Origin of the sequence: Pseudogracilibacillus amylolyticus (SeqCode), from assembly GCF_051918545.1 — a bacterium.
In the GTDB taxonomy this organism is placed as follows: domain Bacteria; phylum Bacillota; class Bacilli; order Bacillales; family Amphibacillaceae; genus Pseudogracilibacillus.
On sequence record NZ_JBPPZG010000062.1, the window covers coordinates 1 to 18,220 of the forward strand.

Below are 18,220 nucleotides of genomic sequence, written 5' to 3' on the forward strand. Positions count from 1 at the left end.
AAATGATGCCACTGCATTTTTGGAACTACATATTGAACAAGGCCCTGTTCTAGATCATCATTCTATTTCTATAGGTGTCGTTGAATGTGTCGTTGGCATGGTTTGTTATGAAGTAGAAATAAACGGCGAGTCTAATCATGCCGGAACGACTCCAATGAATATGAGAAGAGACGCACTTTTCGTAGCAAATGACCTAATCTCTTCAGCAAGAGAGCAATTTGGTAGGTTAGACGATCAATTAGTATTCACGATGGGGCGAATGGATGTATCACCAAATATTCATACCGTCATACCAAATAAAGTAGTATTTACAATTGAAGCAAGACATAAGGATCCCGGGGTAATGAAACAGGTTGAAGCAATTATTGAAAATTTGGCTAAGTCTCCTTCACGGGATATAGCAACTATCGAAATCAAAAAGTTATGGGATAGAGATACAGTATGGTTTGCTCCCTATCTCCGTGATACAGTAGAGCAAGCAGCCAATGCACTGAATTATTCGAATAAAAGAGTAGTTAGTGGAGCCGGTCATGATGCGCAGTTTATTGCTAGTTACATCCCTTCAACAATGATTTTCGTTCCGAGTATAAATGGAAAAAGCCATATGGAAAACGAAATGACCGACATAGATGATTGTGTGAAAGGGATTAATGTCATGCTGAATACTGTATTGAATTTATTGGAGAGTAAATCTTCTTAGAAAAAACACAATTATAATAAAATAGCACCTGTTTTTCTTTGCATATGGTAAAGTTATTTATTATTCATTTAAAAGGGCATCTAAAGCTAGGTGCTCTTTTACATAGGAAAAATTGCCTACTTCAGATGGTTAAAGCCGTTTATTTCAGTTTTGAATTAAACACAAAAATAGGAGTATTGTAAATTATATAGTCAAGACCTTAGTATTAAAATAGACTAACAGATATCTAACTAGCAAAGACATTTTATTCTTTCAGAACTTTACGCTTTCCAAAATGTAAATGATGAAATAGAAAAGTGTAACATTATGTCCAATGTATTAAAAATAGTTCGATTATAAAATTTATTCAAGCAATAAAATGAAAAGAACATTATATTTATAAGAGTTTTTCTCAATTTCATAGTTTCAATTGTAGTTAATAACCAGAAAGGGGTGAAATCATGAATACAAGGGTCGTACTTATAGGTTTAGTTATTTTAGGGCTAGTCATGATGGAAAGTCCGGTAATTTTATGGGCTAATAAAGTTAACCCTATGGTATTAGGTATGCCATTTTTACTTTTTTGGGTATTACTTTGGTGGGCATTTTGCACTGTTGTACTTTTGATAGCCTTCAAGCTGAACTGGGGTAAAAAATAAAAAAGGATGTGACAAAAAATGACCATTGGAGTATTAATTATTATCATTTTTATGGTTGTCCCGTTATTGGTTGGGTTTTATGCCGCTGGAAAAGCAAAAGGTTCAAGTGATGACTATTTTATCCAAGGTAGGGGAATGGGCTCTATTGCGGTATTCTTTACTGTTGCTGCTACATGGTGGAGCGCATTTGCTTTTTTAGGTTCTAATGCCTCATTTTATAGTGAAGGGCCAGTCTATTTAACCGCATTTGCTTGGAATATATTATTTGGTTATTTATATTTTGTGGTAGGTAAAAGAATATGGTATTTGGGAAAAAGTTTAATTATGTTACTCCTTCCGATTTTTTTGGGGATTTTTATAATAGTGAAAAATTAAGAATAATAGTAGGTATAGTTGCCATAGTTTTTATAGTCCCTTACTTGCAAATACAATTAACTGGTGGAGCATATTTAATAGAAGTAACTTCAGGAGGTGTTATCCCTTTTTGGCTTGCTGCGTTAATATTTTATTTAGTAATTATAATTTATGTTTGGGTTGGGGGAATGCGTGCCGTAGCATGGACTGATATTATTTACGGTGTTATTTTGCTTTTTGGGTTACTTTTTTCTGGATTTTATATTGCCAGGTTAGTTGGTGGACCGGTTGAAATGTTTTCTCAGATGAGTAATTTGCATCCTGAACATATGACCCTTCCTGGACCTTTGGGTAATTCAGGGTATGCTACCTGGATATCACTTTGTTTTATCACTGCGATTGGAGCTTTAATGGGGCCTCAATTATGGCTTAGAATGTATTCTGTTAAAAACGGTAAAATTTTCAACTTAATGCCTTTTCTAATATCATTAATAGCCATAGCATATATTGGTTCGGTCTTGGTTAGTTGGACTGGTGTATTAATTAAACCAGGTGTAGAAAATCCTGATCAAATATTACCGATATTAATAATGGAATACGCTCCTTTTGTTATTGGGGCAATTGTTTTAGCGGGTGGGGCTGCAGCTGCAATGTCTACAGCGAATAGTCAAATTCATGCAGTATCGGCAGTAATGACAAAAGACTTTTACCAGCGTTATAAAATCCCGGTGCATCGCAAAGTAAGTTGATTCAAATTGGAAGATACTTTTTACTTGCTTTTTCAATTCTAGCGTATTTTTTAGCGCTTTTCGCACCGGGTTTATTAATTACTGTTGGTTTAATAGCGTTTGGGGGAACAGCTCAGCTGATAGTACCAACTATAGGAGCATTGTTCTGGAAAAGGTCTAACGAAATGGGTGCTATAACAGGACTGATAGCGGGAATACTATTTACTGTTTTATTTACATTTGTACCTTTTTTAGTTAGTCCACTAGGCTTAAATCCTGCCATGTGGGGGTTATTAATTAACGCAGTCCTCTTCATTGTGATTAGTTTGGCTACAAAACCTCGAGATCAAAAAACTGTGGTTCGTTTCGAAAATGCCTTATCCCAATTTAAGTCCAACGAAGATGAGGTTACGGAAGAAAAGATTGAAGACTTGTCCAGGGTTAACTAAATAAAAACACCTACAAATTTACGAAATGAGGGACTAAAGAATGGTTTTTAATCAGCAAGAAAGTGCAGACGTCGTATTTCTTAATGGGGAAGTAATCACAATAGATAATAATCAATCAGTTACCGAAGCAATTGCTATAAAAGACAATAAAATATACCAAGTGGGTTCTTCTAGTCAGATAAAGAAACTTATAGGGGAGCAGACTCAAGTAATTGACGTGAAAGGTAAATCAGTACTTCCTGGCTTTATAGACGCTCATATACATTTAAGTATCTTTGGTACAAATCTTTTAGACATTGATTGTAATCGTTATCAGTCGCTTGACGAGTTATATACGGAGCTAAAGGAAGCGGCTAAGAACACTGTAAATGGAAAGTGGATTAGAGCCTGGGGATTCAATGAGAACAATGTAGCCGAAAAACGCTGCCCTACAAAAGAAGAATTAGACAAAGTTTCTATGGATCACCCTATTATGATTGTACGTGTTTGTAATCACTTATCAATCGTAAATAGTAAAGCACTTGAACTTGCTAATATTAATGAATCTTCAAAAAACCCAAAGGGTGGTATAATTGAAAAAGATAGTGAAGGGTTTTTAACCGGAAAATTGATAGAAAATGCCCATATGCAATTAACTGAAATAGCAAGTCGTACTGATTTAGAATTAAAGGAGGCACTTAAAAAAGCCTCTAAAGAGTTTATTAAACATGGAATTACTAGCATACATGATGCTGGAGGCTATGGGGATGGTGCTAGAATATTAAGAATCATGCAAGAAGGTGTTAATAATGGTGATATTAAAATACGAATATACGCCATGATAGGTTCCTTAACAGATTCAAAGAAATTCATCGATGATATGATAAGCAATAATATAAAAACAGGTTCGGGGGATGAAAAATTCAAAATTGGTCCTGCGAAGCTATTCTCTGATGGAAGTAGTACAGGGCCGACTTTAGCGACACGTGCACCGTATACAAGTGATCCAGAAGATTATGGGATACTCTATTATAGTCAAGATGAGCTAAATGAAATTCTTGTCGATGCTCATAAAAAGGGCTATCAAATTACAGCTCATGCTCAAGGGGATAGGGCAATAGAGATGGTTTTAAATTGTATTGAATCAGCTTTGAATGAACTGCCTAGAAAAGATCATCGTCATAGAATAGAACATGCAGGAATTGCTGCTGTTGATTTACAAAAAAGAATGAAAGAATTGAACGTTGTAATCATTCCTAATCCGGTATTTACCTATGAAAATGGGGATGCCTATATTAATTTTTATGGAGAGAGGGTTGACTGGATGTACCCCGCAAGAGATTATATTGATTCTTCAATCCCGGCAGCCTTCGGTTCAGATGCCCCAGTAGTAAGTCTTAATCCGCTGTTGGGAATACACGCTGCAGTTAACCGCAAATCAAAAACAGGAAGTATTATCGGTGATGGACAACGGATAGAGGTTTTGGAAGCGCTTGAATGTTATACAAAAAATGGTGCTTATGCCAGTTTTGAGGAAGATATTAAAGGTAGTCTAGAAGAAGGGAAATTGGCTGATTTGGTTGTATTAGATAATAGTATATTAAATGTTGAAAAAAAGGAAATAAAAGAATTACAAGTAGAATTAACGATGATAAATGGAGAAATACTTTATCGAAAAGGTAATCATATCCCTGTATCTACAAAGAGTGAAACCGTTAAGAAGTATTAGATGATTATAGGAGTCAGAGTATGAATAAAATTAAATAAAAATGTACAGTTTTGATCAAATAATGCATAATATTTTGGGGTGAATATTATGCATATACAACTAAATATTAATGCAAAAGTAGAAACTTTGGTTAGCCATTATGCAAATAAAGGCAGAGAACATTCTACAAAAGTGATAGAAGAGTTGCATGAGCTCGATTACCGACAGAAGGTGTAGATAAGGATCTCAACTTACTACAAAACTATATGAATGAAATGGCTATTTCTTTTGGGAATAGTAGTACCATTCCAAATTTTACCCCTTTGTCCGCCTTTGAAATGCCGGCGTATAAACAAGTGAAAGAAAAGGTGCTTGGAAAGTCAGATCAATTACACTATGTGGACACTAGTAATGTCAGAACGTTTGAAGATATCAATACGTATAAAGGAATTGGGCTTGGTATTTATGATGTAGTGAAAGATTTAGGAGAAGGAATCTATGAACTTAACAATAAATCACATGTCGTTCTCTATCATGGGCTTTCAGCCGCAAAACAAACCACCAGTTCTCACTGGTGGTTTTGATTCATCAATACGTGCCCGGCAAGCCATTATTTTCTGGTCGATGAAACCCAACTGAAGTAAGTATCAAAACGCTTGGTAACTGACAGCCAACAGGTTGTGGTACCCTTGACGGTTCTCGTGTTTCCTTTATAGGATTCATGATTTAAGAAGATTTATGGAAAAATAAGTATGAGTAAAATGTTTTCACGTTCAACAACCTTTTCTATGCCTAGTGTTGGACGCAACTTTTTAGCATCAACTGATACACATCGAAAGAGTTTAACAAAATTTCTACTTTGCACTTTTTAACATTTTTACTTCTGCCTGTGTTTTGAGTAAACTCTCCGATAGAACTGTAACTTTTGCATCAACTATATCGATTTTTTCATTCAATCTTTTTTCTGTGTCAGTTAATTGCTGTGACACTCCTTTTATTTGTTGAGAATGTTCATCTAATTTTTGCGATTGCTCCTTTAATTGTTGCGACAGTTCCATGACAGCTTGAAAAATTGCTTCATTTGTAGTCTCCTTACTCATTTACTTTCCTCCTCGTATTATATTTAGGGATATAATTATACTTGGTTGACATACGATGAAATGACTAAAAAGCGGTAGAGGTTAATGACAACTAAAAATGCTTAGTAATGTGATTGCTAAGTGAACAGAGGCGATGTGATTGCTGTCTATTTTATCAATGGAGTTTTTAATAATGACATCTATTTACTATTATATCATATAAGTTCGACCTTTTTCATGATAATTCTTAACATGAACCCCACTTTTCATATACGCTCTGTATCGTATCATCGCATTAGTAAGTGTAGAAGTATCTGATGAGGGAGATGATTTTAGTTAGGTTTTTAAATGAGTTTTAAATTGTACTCATTATATGTGAAAAACAAAAAATAATCCTTCATGTACTATAGATCACTAGCGTTGCATAAAAAATTAAAAATAGTTAAGCATTTAATTTTAAAACCCTCAATTTGACTGATGATTTAGATTTTAATTATTCGTTGTATCTTAATAAAAATGTCAACGTGGATATAAAGGTAGTCCTTTATTCACTTTTTGTAAATCATTTTAAAAAAGGATCGTAGGTTAGATCATCCAAATGGTTAACATCTCCTGATTCATATTGTGTTAAAGTTTCTTGATACGTTGATGCTGAAGACTTCGCCGTTCTCTGGACGTTTGATCGGATTTTTTGAATAACTTGGATATAGAGGATGTTAGTTTGTTTGACCAGCAATTGATAATCAAATCCAACATTTTAGTAAGGTAGTTCTTGTTTAAGCAATATGTAATCATAGCGATATAAATATGATTGAATACAGCATTTTGTCTCTTACCGTAAAGCTTCTTCAAAACCAAATGTTGCTTAACCTACCAATTCATATCCCGTATAAAAGTGAGGTGACACAATTGAAAGCTAAAAAAATGTTAAAAGAAATTGAAGCAATGCATTATTGGGATGCTAAAGTATTAACATTTGATTCAAGTTTCTTTTGTGACGAAATAGCACTTGTATTTGAGGATACATACTTTAATGTTAAATTGTCATTTTTGGGATGTTCTAAATTTTCCTCCAATACCAGTGCAGAAGATAGAATAAACCCTTTAAGAGAGTTAGCAAAACCACAAATCCCTTATTTTCTCCAGGATATAGAAGTTGTCGATGTCCAAAGTGAAGGACACAATTTACTGAACTGTAAAATTTTAATACCCCCTTTACGCAGAGATCGTATGTAATTCAATTTCAATTGAGAAGCTAAATTTGTGCTAAAACCTTGGTAGGCTTAGATGTCTTTCGAGGTCTCTTTAGGCCTACCAGTTCCTTTAGGAAAAATTTTATTGGAATTAACGTATATTATTAGATAAAAACAAAAAATCGTAACATCAACAATGCTACGATTTTCAAATAATTGGGTTCAGTTTTATGCTAGGTTTCTCCGTTGCTTTCAATAACACCCTTATACCAAAAAACTTTTCTTATTAATACGAAGATCATGTCCATCCTCTTTAACCAACTTAATAGATCGATGAATGACTATATACAACTTTTAATCCCTCAGTTATTACCTCCTGAATTGCCTTTAAATGAGACTGGACATATTTTATTCGATAATCATCATTTATAGAGCCATCTTTTTCTACCTTATCATATTCTCCAAGACCGTTCTCACTAATTAAAATACGATTAGTAATTCTTCTAAGACCAAGACGCAAATCATGAGGATCAATATTCCAATCCTAATTCGTTCGATCCAGATCTTGATTTGTAACCGTCTTGTACAACCACGGAATACCTTAATTTACATGAGAGCGGAAAAAAATGAATATGATCAATGATAGATGAACTACCTGATTTTTTACACTTATTGGGCTTTACCCAATTCCTTATACAAATTTATTAGCTCACAGTCTCAAAATGAAACAATGTTTTTTTAGAATATTTCTTATCTGCCTCTAATAAAACAGAAGGAAAACCTTCATGATGGAGGGAGGCAGGTGATGCTTGGGTTTCAAAACATACACCTAAATATTTTTTTGACTCGCCTTCCAATAACTTTAATCCTTCCGGTAAATTATTAGAAGTATACATTACCATCCCAGGTTGATCTGTTTCTATTTTTAAAAGTCGGCCACTGGATTTCTCAACTACAGAAACTTTTTTTTCCTTTTTTGGATTAAATATAAAATAATGATCATACCCGTGGCCAACTATAGTATTTTGCCAGTTTCCTTGCTCGATGCCCATAGCCAATTTGCAACCTTTACGAAAATCAAAAGGGGTACCGGCTACATCTAATTTATTGCCAGTTGGGATTAACTCATTATCCAATTCCGCAAAATGCTTGCTATCCATTGTGACTTCATGTTGATGGGTGGATTGTTTTAAATTACCGCTTAAATTAAAATAGGTATGATTTGTTAAGGTAAGAACCGTAGTTTGATCACTATATGCTTCATACTCTATCAAAAAGTCGTTATCCGCCTTTAATGTATAAGTCACAGATACTTTTATATTGCCCGGATAGCCTGCCTCATCATGTGGACTCATACAACTTAATGTTAATCCCACCTCTGTCTCCGTTTGAAAAGATTTCGTTTCCCACAACTTGTTATGAAAGCCTTTTGTTCCACCATGTAAATGATGCTTCCCTTCGTTTGTTTCAAGATAATACTTCTTTCCTTCCAGTTCAAAACTAGCGCCCTTCACTCGACCTGCTACTCGACCAATGATCGCACCAAAGAAATTAGAATCGTTTTCATAATCACGAAAATCTTCATAACCTAATACGACATTTTCAATTTTTCCATGTTTATCAGGTACCATGATTCTAGTAATAACTCCACCATAATTTAATACAGTTACAGACATTCCATTATTGTTATAGAGGCTGTACTCTTTCCAACCATTTAAAAGTCTTTTTGATTCTACTTTCATAACAACCTCCAAAATTATCCTACCATCATCGCATTTTTTATCTTATTAAACATTCAAATAAAAAGGTCACCCGGAGTATTGTATAAATACTCTCCAGATGACCTTTATTCGGTTATTTAGTCACGAAAAGGTAGTAGTTGATTGTTTATACTTTTGGTATTTTCATAGATATCTTGATAAATGGGAAATAACTGTTTGTATTCCTCTACATTTTCTTTGTTGGGAATAAATTCCCTTTCAACAGTTAAAAATTCATCTGCACATGCTTGCAAAGAGTCAAACCAACCGCATCCATAAGCTGCTAGCATCGCTGCTCCCATTCCAGGTCCTTGTTCACTTGAAAGTCTAATAATCTTGGCATTAAAAATATCTGCTTGCATTTGAAGCCATTCTTCGTTTTTAGCACCGCCACCGATGGAAATAATGGTATCAATTGTCTTATCATTTTCTCGGAAAATTTGAATTGATTCATTTAAAGAAAATGTAATTCCTTCAAGCACCGCTCGTACAAAATGTTTACGTTCATGGGAACTATCCATTCCAATGAAACTTCCTCTTATCGAAGAATCCGCATGCGGAGTTCTCTCCCCTACTAAATAAGGGGTAAAAAGAAGCCCATTTGAACCTGCTGGAACAGATTTGATATCTGACAATAAATCATCGAAAGATTCATCTAGTGCAAATGTTTCCTTAAACCATGTTAAACTATATCCTGCTGCTAAGGTTACCCCCATTGTATAAAAGACATCAGGTGCACCATGGTTAAAGTAATGGACTTTTCCTTTAAAATCTTTATCCTCATTGCTTTCGTAGGATAAAACAACACCAGAGGTTCCAATGCTACAAAGCGTTTTCCCATCTTCTAAAATACCTGAACCTATAGCTCCGCAAGCATTATCTGCCCCGCCTGCAAAAATACGAGTTGATTTAGCAAGCCCTGTATGCACAGCATATTTTTCATCAATTTGACCAATCTCATCATGAGAAGCTACTAATGGAGGACAGATAGCTATATCAAGATCTAGCAAATCACATATTTCCTTACTCCATTTTTTATTTGGCACATCCAGTAAGAGTGTACCGGCAGCATCTGAATATTCCATTTGAAGTTTACCTGTCAATTTATATCTTACATAATCTTTTGGTAAAAGAAATTTGTTAACTTTAGAAAATAACTCGGGTTCATGTTTTTTCACCCATAATATTTTCGGTAGAGTAAAACCCTCTAATGCTGGATTTTTCGTAATCTCTAGTAAACGGTCTTTTCCAACTGTTTTATAAATATCCTCACATTCTTCCGTAGTACGAGTATCGTTCCAAAGGATAGCATGGCGTAAAACGTCATTGTTTTCATCAAGAAGAACGAGACCATGCATTTGACCCGAAAAGCTAATTCCTTCAATAGCTTCTGGATCACCGTCAAAGTCCCTCATAAGATCAGACAATCCCGAAACTGTCTGATCGACCCAATCTTTTGGATCTTGCTCACTGTAACCTGCCTTATCTTGAATTAATGGGAGAGGTTTAGAAACTTCCTGGACGACATCTCCGCCTCGATTAACAAGCAGGATTTTCACTGCACTTGTTCCTATGTCAATCCCCATAACATACTTCATAGCAACACCCCATTTTTTAATTTGTTAAGCGCTTATTCCCCAGCATAAGTTGTTAACAAATACTGATTAATGGTTGCTTTTATCTCTTCTAAACGACCTGATTTATTTTTAATTTCGGATAAGTTAAGAGCATGTTTTTCAAGTTTATGAAAGTCTGTTTTTCCTTCCACAATATCCTTTCCAATTCCTTCTGTAAAGCTGCTATAACGGTCTTCTATCATATGTTCAAGGACTTTATCATCCAGTAATTTTTGAGCTACTTTTAATCCAACGGCAAAGCTATCCATTCCAACGATATGTGCCCGAAATAAGTCTTCTGGCTCAAAAGACCCACGACGCACCTTTGCATCAAAGTTCAAACCACCACGACCTAATCCGCCATTTTTAAGAATTTCGTACATAGCCAATGTCGTAGAATATAAATCAGATGGAAATTCATCGGTATCCCATCCCAACAATGGATGACCTTGATTCGCGTCCACAGAACCTAATACATTATTAATTCTCGCATAATGTAATTCATGTTCAAAGGTATGTCCTGCTAAAGTGGCGTGGTTAGCTTCAATATTAAACTTGAAGTGTTCTTCTAAATTATAACGTTGCAAGAAAGCATAACCACTGGCTACATCAAAGTCATATTGATGGGTTGTAGGCTCTTTTGGCTTCGGTTCAATTAAGAACTGTGCGTCAAACCCAATTTCATTAGCATAATCTATCGCCATGTGGAAAAAACGTCCCAAGTTATCTAGTTCCAGTTTCATATCTGTATTAAGGAGTGTTTCATACCCTTCCCGTCCACCCCAAAATACATAGTTTTCAGCATCCAATTCTTTTCCAATTTCTAAGCCTTTTTTCACTTTTGCCGCTGCATAAGCAAATACATCGGCATTATTACTGGAGGCTGCACCATGCACGAAACGTGGATGAGTAAAGTTATTCACTGTATTCCAAAGCAGTTTGGTTTTACTATCTTTCATATAATCTTTAATCATAGCCACAATCGTATCTAAATTTTTATTCGATTCTCTTAAACTACTTCCTTCAGGTGCAATATCAACATCATGGAAGCAGAAATACGGTACATTTAGCTTTTCGAAGAATTCAAAAGCAGCTTCTACTCTAGCTTTAGCCAAATCCATCCCTTTGTATTTATCCCATGGACGAATAGCAGTTCCTGTACCAAATGGATCGGATAAGTCTTCCGTAAAGGTGTGCCAATAAGCTACACCAAAACGTAAAATTTCTTCCATTGTTTTGCCACCGACTTTTTCCTGGGGATTGTAGAATTTAAATGCGTATGGATTGGTTGATTTTGGTCCTTCATAATTGATTTGGTTAATGTTTTTGAAATATGTCATTCGTTATACCTCCTGCATTGTATTAAAAATCTATCAATAGATTATATTAAGCTACTGAAGTTTTTTTCTTACTTGCGATATCAAGCCATACAGCAAGAATTAAAATGAGTCCTTTTACTATATGTTGCCAAAAGGTATCAATATTCATCATACTCATTCCATTGTCAATACTTGCCATAATTAATGCGCCAATAATAGAACCTACGATATTTCCTCTTCCACCTGCTAAACTAGTTCCACCAATTACACAGGCGGCGATAGCATCTAGTTCGTACATATCTCCTGCACTTGTTGTTGCAGAGTTTAATCTACTTGTCAGAATAACACCGGCAAGTCCTGCAAGAGCTCCCATAATCACAAATACGGATAGTGTTTTTCGCTTAATATTTATTCCTGATAATGCGGCAGCCTCCGCATTTCCTCCAATGGCGTATATACTTCTTCCAAATGAGGTCTTGGTAGAAATAAATATAAATATTCCTGCCAAAGTAATCACAATCAATAATGGAACAGGAATACCGTAATAACGGTTAAGCATATAGGTTATGACAAGTATACCAGTTGTATAGATTACTAATTTCCCATAATCAACGATGGGTGAAGCTAGCTTTAGACCCATTTGACGTCTTTTATTTCTGTTTCTCCACGTGAAAAAGAATAATAGCGCAATTCCAACAAACGCTAAAGCATAACCGAAAGCATATGGTAAATAACTGTTAGCAATCATTTTAAAGCTTTCATCTAATGGTGAAATAGTTTGTCCTTTACTAATCCCAATTAAAATTCCTCTAAATATCAACATTCCACCTAATGTTACAATAAAAGCTGGGACGGCCCTATAAGCTACCCACCATCCTTGCCAAAGACCGAGTAATGCTCCTACAAGAACAGCGACTAAAACTACTATACCAGTATTCAAATCAAACCAGACATGCAAAATAGCTGCTATTCCACCTGTTAACCCAGCTAGGGATCCAACAGAAAGGTCAATATGTGCAGCAACGATGACAAAGGTCATTCCAATGGCCAAGACTGAAATAACAGTCATTTGTGTAAATAAATTTGATAAGTTACGAGAAGATAAAAACTCACCTTGTGTTAATACCCCAAATAGGACGGCAATTAAGACTAAGGCAAGTATTAATGCATAAGATTGGAGATTAAATTTAAAAGTAAATCTTGATTTTTTTATCTCTTTTTCAGCAGGTTCTTTACTCATGTGATTACCCCCTCATCGTAGCCAATTTAAGTATTTTTTCTTGTGTAGCTTCTTCCCTTGACAACTCCCCTGTAATTGTACCGTCGGACATAACGATTATCCTATCAGACATACCAAGTACCTCAGGTAACTCAGATGAAATCATGATAATTCCCACTCCTTGCTGTGCAAGCTCTATTATTATTTTGTAAATTTCACTTTTTGCGCCAACATCTATTCCTCGAGTAGGCTCATCTAAAATTAAAACTTTTGGATTGGTTAAAAGCCATTTGCTCAATACAACCTTTTGTTGGTTACCACCACTTAATTGCATGACATTTGCCTCTAGGCTGTGCGCTTTTAAATTGACTTTACGTGCCAATTCTTCAACTTTCTCCAATTCAATAAAAGGATCTAATAAATGATTTCTTTTTATCTTGTTAAGAGAAGCAAGTGTTGTATTCTTGATTATTTCCATATCTGGTATTAATCCATATCTTTTTCTATCCTCAGAAACATAAGCTAAACCATGATGAATTGCCTCAGCAGTATCATTAATTCTTACAGTCTTTCCGTCTACAACGATTTCACCACTTTTTTGACCTGGATACCCTCCAAAAAGACTGATAAATAATTCGGTTCTTCCTGCCCCCATTAATCCGGAAAAACCTAAGATTTCTCCTTTTCTCAGGTTAAAAGACACATCTTTTACAAGCTTTTCATTTGTTACATTATGAGAAAAAGAATAATTATTTATGGTTAAAATATCGTCTCCTACTTCTCGCTTTTCATAAGGAAAAAGTTCTGTTAACTCTCGTCCAACCATTTTTGATATAATAATGTCTTCAGATAGTTGATTGATAGGATCCGTACTAATCGTTTGTCCATCTCTCAAAACGGTTACTGCATCTGATATTTCCATTACTTCATCGAGTTTGTGGGATATATATATGCAAGTAACTCCTTTTGCTTTTAACTCTCTTAAAATTTGCAGCAATATAGCTGCATCACTCTCAGTTAAGGCTGAAGTAGGTTCATCCAATATTAAAATTTCTGCATTTCTGGTAAGTGCCTTAACAATTTCTACGAGTTGTTGCTTTCCGACAGTTAATTCGCCAAGCTTTGTTTGAGGGTCAACTTCAAGACCTATTTCTGCAAGCCATTTCTGAGCCTCCGCATACAGATGATTCCAATTTATAGTCGTTTTTCTCATTAAGTCACTACTGAGAAAAATATTTTCAGCTATCGTCATTTCCGGTACTAAAGCTAATTCTTGATAAATAATGGCAATTCCTGTATCCTGTGATTCTTTTATATCACTAAATTGAACTTCTTTATCATTAACAATTATTTTTCCATCATACGTTCCATACGGATAAACTCCACTTAAAATTTTCATAAGTGTAGATTTTCCAGCACCATTTTCCCCACATAGCGCATGTATTTCGCCTTTTTTAACGGAAAGGTTAACGTCATCTAATGCCTTTACTCCCGGGAATTCCTTAGTAATAGCTTCCATTTGCAATGCATAATTACTCATCTACTGTCTACCCCCCTATATGAAAATATGAATAGGGGAGTAAGCTCCCCCATTTTGAAAACTAGTCATAATTAGGTTAATTTTACAATCTTCTCGCATTGTTGCTCTGTAAAAATCTATTGAGGATTATCAGGACGTTCATCTTCTGGAACATTTTCATACACTTCATCAAATGAATGAAAACCGTCGGCAATAACAGTGTCTACTAAATTGTCTTTCGTTACTTGTATAGGCTCAAGTTGAACATATGGAACATCTACCGCACCATTATTCATTGTCTCTTCTGCATCAACCGTATCTTCTTTCACAAGTTCAACTGCTACTTCAGCACTCTTTGTAGCAATCTTTTCAATTGGCTTATAAACTGTCATAGATTGTGTCCCTTCAGCAATTCGCTTTACAGCGGACAGATCAGCGTCTTGACCAGATACAGCTACCTCTCCATCAAGATTCTGTGAAGCAAGAGCCTGCACAGCTCCACTTGCAGTACTATCGTTCGATGCTACGATTGCATCAATATCATTATTATTAGCTGTTAATGCATTTTCTACAATATTTAATGCTTCTTCAGATGACCATTTGTCAGCCCATTGATCTCCTACAATCTCAATATCACCATTTTCAATTAGTGGATCTAATATATTCATTTGTCCATCTCTAACAATATGAGCGTTATTATCTACTTTTGATCCACCTAATAAAAAGTACTTCCCTTCAGGTATCTCTTCAACTAAATATTCGGCCTGCATCTCACCAACGCGTTCATTATCAAAAGAAACAAAAGCGTCAACTTCAGCATTGTTGATCATTCTGTCATAAGCAATTACTTTAACCCCTTCGTTTTTAGCTTGATCCACAACTGGAGCTAATGAATCTGAATTTACTGCAATAATTACTATTGCATCTACGCCTTGAGATAGCATATTTTGTATTTGTGATAGCTGTTTTTCTTCATCCCCATCTGCAGATTGAACTATAACCTCTGCACCTAGTTCTTCAGCTCTTTCGGTAAATATATCTCTATCATGCTGCCATCTTTCTAATTTTAAATCTACAACTGAAAGACCAATTTTTATTTCACTATCCTCTGATGAACCTTCTGTATTATTCTCCGCATTACCACCTTTTGATGCATCTTGACCACAAGCAGCCATTACAAGAGATAAACACAATAGCATTACAATTAAAATTTTGGATTTAAATAAACTTTTCATTGAAACTCTCCTTTCGTTAGATAAGTGGATATGTGCACGCTTACATTATAACAACGTAAACTTAGTTTGTCTAGTGGATAAACTAAGTTAAATATATTATAATTTAGTTAATAACACTAGCATGCTACACTATCTTTATACTTTGTTAGAAATTTAAGGAGTAAATATAATGAAAAAGACATGGAACCAATACGTAGTTAAACGAGAAAATAAATCATTAATTTTAGAAACAATTAAGAATCAATTCCCCATTTCAAGAGCAGATATAGCCGATCTAACCGGTTTAAATAAAGGAACTGTTTCTTCTTTGGTAAACGATTTACTTAAAGAAAAGTTAATTTATGAATCAGGACCTGGAAAATCCAGTGGTGGGAGAAGGCCAGTAATGTTGCTGTTTAATAAGTTAGCTGGGTATTCAATCGGGATTGATCTAGGTGTTAATTACCTACTTGGAATATTAACAGATCTTGAAGGTAACATTTGTTATGAAAAACGTGCGAAGTTTAAAAATTTAAATTTTGAAGGGCTCACCACTAAATTATTTGAAATTATAGACTTATTGATGAGCTCTGCACCTCCAAGCCCTTATGGTGTTATCGGAATAGGTGTTGGGGTTCCCGGTACTGTCAATAAAGATGGGAAAATTTTGTTAGCACCTAATCTTGGTTGGAAAAAAGTTCATTTAAAAAAGATATTGCAAGAGAAATACAATTTACCCATTATTATTGAGAATGAGGCCAATTCAGGTGCATACGGAGAAAAGAAATTCGGTATTGGAAAAAGCTTTAGCAACATCATTTATATTAGTGTTGGAATTGGTATAGGTGTTGGTCTTATTCTGAATGGTAAACTATATAGAGGACATAATGGCTTTTCGGGAGAAATGGGGCACATGACTATAAATATCAACGGAGATAAATGTAGTTGTGGGAATATTGGATGCTGGGAATTATATGCATCTGAACAAGCATTAATCAAAAATGCGAAGCTTCAAGGAATCAAGCCTTTAACGAATACAGAATTATCATTGGAAAGCTTGATAGAGCTAGCAACAAAAGATGATCAAAAAACAATAGAGTTATTTAAGCAAATTGGTGATTATATAGCCATAGGCATTAATAATGTGATCAACACTTTTAATCCCGAACAAATTATTATTGGCAACCGAATGGTTTCAGCACAGCAATGGCTGAGTGAAACATTAAAAAATAGAATAGTAAATCAAGCAATGGATTTCCACCAAAAAGATTTAAAAATCAATTTTTCCGAATTAACAACCCATTCTTCAGCATTAGGCGTAGTTGCTTTTTCTGTAGAGAACTTTTTAAAAGATAGAGCACGTATTAACTTTTTGCAAAATCGTTAAAAGTATTTGCAAAAAGTTTAGTATAATCATAGGGTACAAGACTCTTGCAAAAATATATTGTCACATTTTTGGCAAGAGTCAATGAATGAGCTAATTTGATTATCCCTAATTAAGTCACACTTCACCACCCTTGATTTTGTTTGTGCCTGTGGTGGTGTGTTTTATGGTAGATGGAGAAAAAACAGCCATTAGCCCCTTTTAGCGATTACTAGGTAGTGCACGGTGGTGAAGAAAAAGCTAACAACTCTTGTATTGATAAACCTAAACACATTTGATTCTAGGTGTATTGAGTCATTATTTACATCACAAATTGCGGCTAATCGATGTGCTGACAATGGTTTTCCTAAAACTAAAATTAAGTTCCGGAACTCCGTGAAAATATATTTTAAGTAATTGAATGAATTTCATAATTTCTAGCCCTTGCTTGACAAGGGATTTGAAACGTAAAAAAAGAAGTACCTCCCCAAATCTTTAAGCCAGTGCTCCTAAAAACAAAAGAAAAGAGGATGTACATGGGCTATGACTCTTTAATAGGAACATTAATAAATTATAAAGATAGTGACATGATACTAGTATGGGAAAATGGATTAAGGATTATTGGTGAACTAGATACAGTTTTCGAAACAGACAATGGATTAGAAGAGGATGATATAAATTATACAGAATATGATGCAGCCGTATTCAAGGTAAATAAAATTTTATCTCATCCCACTGGTAAAGAAAGTAGTTTATCCTGAATTATTCATAGTTCCGAACTAGAGCTAATTAATATCAATTATCTGTATCTTTGTTTTCAAAGCATGTAAAAGTTGTACATTTCGATAAATAAAAGTTAATTACACTGCCGTGGGATAATAAACACCTGATTTTGGGCATACTTTCCCCTTGGATTTGAGTTCCTTTTAAAAATGAATAAATACTAAGGTTACTCAAGTTTAAATTTTTGAACTCGCTGCATTACTTCCCAAAAGAATTTTTGGAATACAAAGCTCGACGACAATTTAAAGAAGAAGGATCTTCCTGATTTCACTAATTTACTTGCAACCTTAATAACTCTTGTCCGAATGGTCTCAATTTGCATACTTTGTTTTCCATCAGGAAAACAGAGGGTTCGTAACCAATTTGTTAGGTTATAAGCCAATAGACTTAACGTCATCTTTACTTCATTCATTTGAAAAGAATGACTGCTCATTTTATCAAGATAAAAGCCATTTTTTGCTTCCTTGATATAGTTTTCCATCGTGCCTCTTTTTTGATAAGAACGAACAATAGCCTCGGGATGAAACGCATCTACTAAGTTCGTTACAAAAAATGAATGAGTAAAAAACAATTCACCCGCAGGGCGAACGGATTGCACG

19 protein-coding genes and 1 pseudogene are annotated in these 18,220 nt (G+C 34.8%); 11 read left to right on the forward strand and 9 right to left on the reverse strand.

Going from position 1 to position 18,220, the window contains the following annotated elements; genetic code table 11:
* From ACPYKA_RS08895 to ACPYKA_RS08930, 8 genes are all read left to right on the forward strand, one after another.
* Window positions 1-700 (forward strand): hydantoinase/carbamoylase family amidase (locus ACPYKA_RS08895; protein ID WP_479541954.1); only part of this gene is annotated, 700 nt, incomplete at its 5' end.
* A 440-nt stretch (window positions 701-1,140) separates the two neighbouring features.
* Window positions 1,141-1,338 carry a DUF3311 domain-containing protein gene (locus ACPYKA_RS08900; RefSeq protein WP_479541955.1) on the forward strand — a complete coding sequence of 66 codons (198 nt, stop codon included), beginning with the start codon at window positions 1,141-1,143 and terminating at the stop codon, window positions 1,336-1,338.
* 18 nt (window positions 1,339-1,356) lie between these two features.
* On the forward strand, window positions 1,357-1,713 hold the full coding sequence (locus ACPYKA_RS08905) for a hypothetical protein (RefSeq protein WP_479541956.1): 357 nt from the start codon (window positions 1,357-1,359) through the stop codon (window positions 1,711-1,713).
* Entirely contained in the window at window positions 1,638-2,441 is an 804-nt protein-coding gene (locus tag ACPYKA_RS08910; protein WP_479541957.1) for a sodium:solute symporter family protein, read from the forward strand. Before ACPYKA_RS08905 ends, ACPYKA_RS08910 begins: the two co-directional genes overlap by 76 nt.
* Window positions 2,438-2,869 carry a hypothetical protein gene (locus ACPYKA_RS08915; protein ID WP_479541958.1) on the forward strand — a complete coding sequence of 144 codons (432 nt, stop codon included), beginning with the start codon at window positions 2,438-2,440 and terminating at the stop codon, window positions 2,867-2,869. The genes ACPYKA_RS08910 and ACPYKA_RS08915 overlap by 4 nt, the downstream gene beginning before the upstream one ends.
* Window positions 2,870-2,909: 40 nt before the next feature.
* Window positions 2,910-4,577: an amidohydrolase gene (locus ACPYKA_RS08920; RefSeq protein WP_479541959.1), complete on the forward strand. Its 1,668-nt coding sequence runs from the start codon at window positions 2,910-2,912 to the stop codon at window positions 4,575-4,577.
* 87 nt (window positions 4,578-4,664) lie between these two features.
* Window positions 4,665-4,793 carry a hypothetical protein gene (locus ACPYKA_RS08925; RefSeq protein WP_479541960.1) on the forward strand — a complete coding sequence of 43 codons (129 nt, stop codon included), beginning with the start codon at window positions 4,665-4,667 and terminating at the stop codon, window positions 4,791-4,793.
* Window positions 4,794-4,912: 119 nt separating this feature from the next.
* Window positions 4,913-5,140, forward strand: coding sequence for a hypothetical protein (locus ACPYKA_RS08930; RefSeq protein WP_479541961.1), 228 nt, complete (start codon window positions 4,913-4,915; stop codon window positions 5,138-5,140).
* A 270-nt stretch (window positions 5,141-5,410) separates the two neighbouring features.
* Here ACPYKA_RS08930 and ACPYKA_RS08935 read toward each other — a convergent pair whose 3' ends face one another.
* Window positions 5,411-5,656 carry a hypothetical protein gene (locus tag ACPYKA_RS08935; protein WP_479541962.1) on the reverse strand — a complete coding sequence of 82 codons (246 nt, stop codon included), beginning with the start codon at window positions 5,654-5,656 and terminating at the stop codon, window positions 5,411-5,413.
* Between the two features lie 888 nt (window positions 5,657-6,544).
* Between ACPYKA_RS08935 and ACPYKA_RS08940 the strand changes: the two genes are divergently transcribed.
* A complete protein-coding gene (locus ACPYKA_RS08940; RefSeq protein WP_479541963.1) occupies window positions 6,545-6,871 on the forward strand; it encodes a hypothetical protein in 327 nt (108 codons plus the stop codon).
* A gap of 279 nt (window positions 6,872-7,150) precedes the next feature.
* On the opposite strand, the gene ACPYKA_RS08945 is transcribed toward ACPYKA_RS08940, so the two are convergent.
* From ACPYKA_RS08945 to xylF, 7 genes are all read right to left on the reverse strand, one after another.
* Window positions 7,151-7,348: a family 1 glycosylhydrolase gene (locus tag ACPYKA_RS08945; protein WP_479541964.1), complete on the reverse strand. Its 198-nt coding sequence runs from the start codon at window positions 7,346-7,348 to the stop codon at window positions 7,151-7,153.
* Window positions 7,349-7,532: 184 nt separating this feature from the next.
* A complete protein-coding gene (locus ACPYKA_RS08950; RefSeq protein ID WP_479541965.1) occupies window positions 7,533-8,570 on the reverse strand; it encodes an aldose epimerase family protein in 1,038 nt (345 codons plus the stop codon).
* Window positions 8,571-8,686: 116 nt separating this feature from the next.
* Entirely contained in the window at window positions 8,687-10,186 is a 1,500-nt protein-coding gene (gene xylB, locus ACPYKA_RS08955) for a xylulokinase (RefSeq protein WP_479541966.1), read from the reverse strand.
* A 32-nt stretch (window positions 10,187-10,218) separates the two neighbouring features.
* Window positions 10,219-11,544, reverse strand: a complete 1,326-nt coding sequence (xylA, locus tag ACPYKA_RS08960; protein WP_479541967.1) for a xylose isomerase — start codon at window positions 11,542-11,544, stop codon at window positions 10,219-10,221.
* Window positions 11,545-11,590: 46 nt separating this feature from the next.
* Complete coding sequence (locus ACPYKA_RS08965) at window positions 11,591-12,763, reverse strand: sugar ABC transporter permease (RefSeq protein WP_479541968.1); 1,173 nt, start codon at window positions 12,761-12,763, stop codon at window positions 11,591-11,593.
* Between the two features lie 4 nt (window positions 12,764-12,767).
* Window positions 12,768-14,282, reverse strand: coding sequence for a xylose ABC transporter ATP-binding protein (locus tag ACPYKA_RS08970; protein ID WP_479541969.1), 1,515 nt, complete (start codon window positions 14,280-14,282; stop codon window positions 12,768-12,770).
* A gap of 116 nt (window positions 14,283-14,398) precedes the next feature.
* The gene (gene xylF / locus ACPYKA_RS08975; RefSeq protein WP_479541970.1) at window positions 14,399-15,496 is read right to left on the reverse strand and encodes a D-xylose ABC transporter substrate-binding protein; all 1,098 of its coding nucleotides are present in this window, start codon (window positions 15,494-15,496) and stop codon (window positions 14,399-14,401) included.
* Window positions 15,497-15,665: 169 nt separating this feature from the next.
* On the opposite strand from xylF, the gene ACPYKA_RS08980 reads away from it, so the two are divergent.
* Together ACPYKA_RS08980 and ACPYKA_RS08985 are read left to right on the forward strand one after the other, a co-directional pair.
* A complete protein-coding gene (locus tag ACPYKA_RS08980; protein ID WP_479541971.1) occupies window positions 15,666-16,862 on the forward strand; it encodes an ROK family transcriptional regulator in 1,197 nt (398 codons plus the stop codon).
* A 512-nt stretch (window positions 16,863-17,374) separates the two neighbouring features.
* Window positions 17,375-17,593, forward strand: a pseudogene (locus ACPYKA_RS08985) (hypothetical protein); the annotation flags it as partial.
* Window positions 17,594-17,787: 194 nt separating this feature from the next.
* Here ACPYKA_RS08985 and ACPYKA_RS08990 read toward each other — a convergent pair.
* A partial coding sequence (locus tag ACPYKA_RS08990) for a transposase (protein WP_479541972.1) occupies window positions 17,788-18,220 on the reverse strand: 433 nt, incomplete at its 5' end.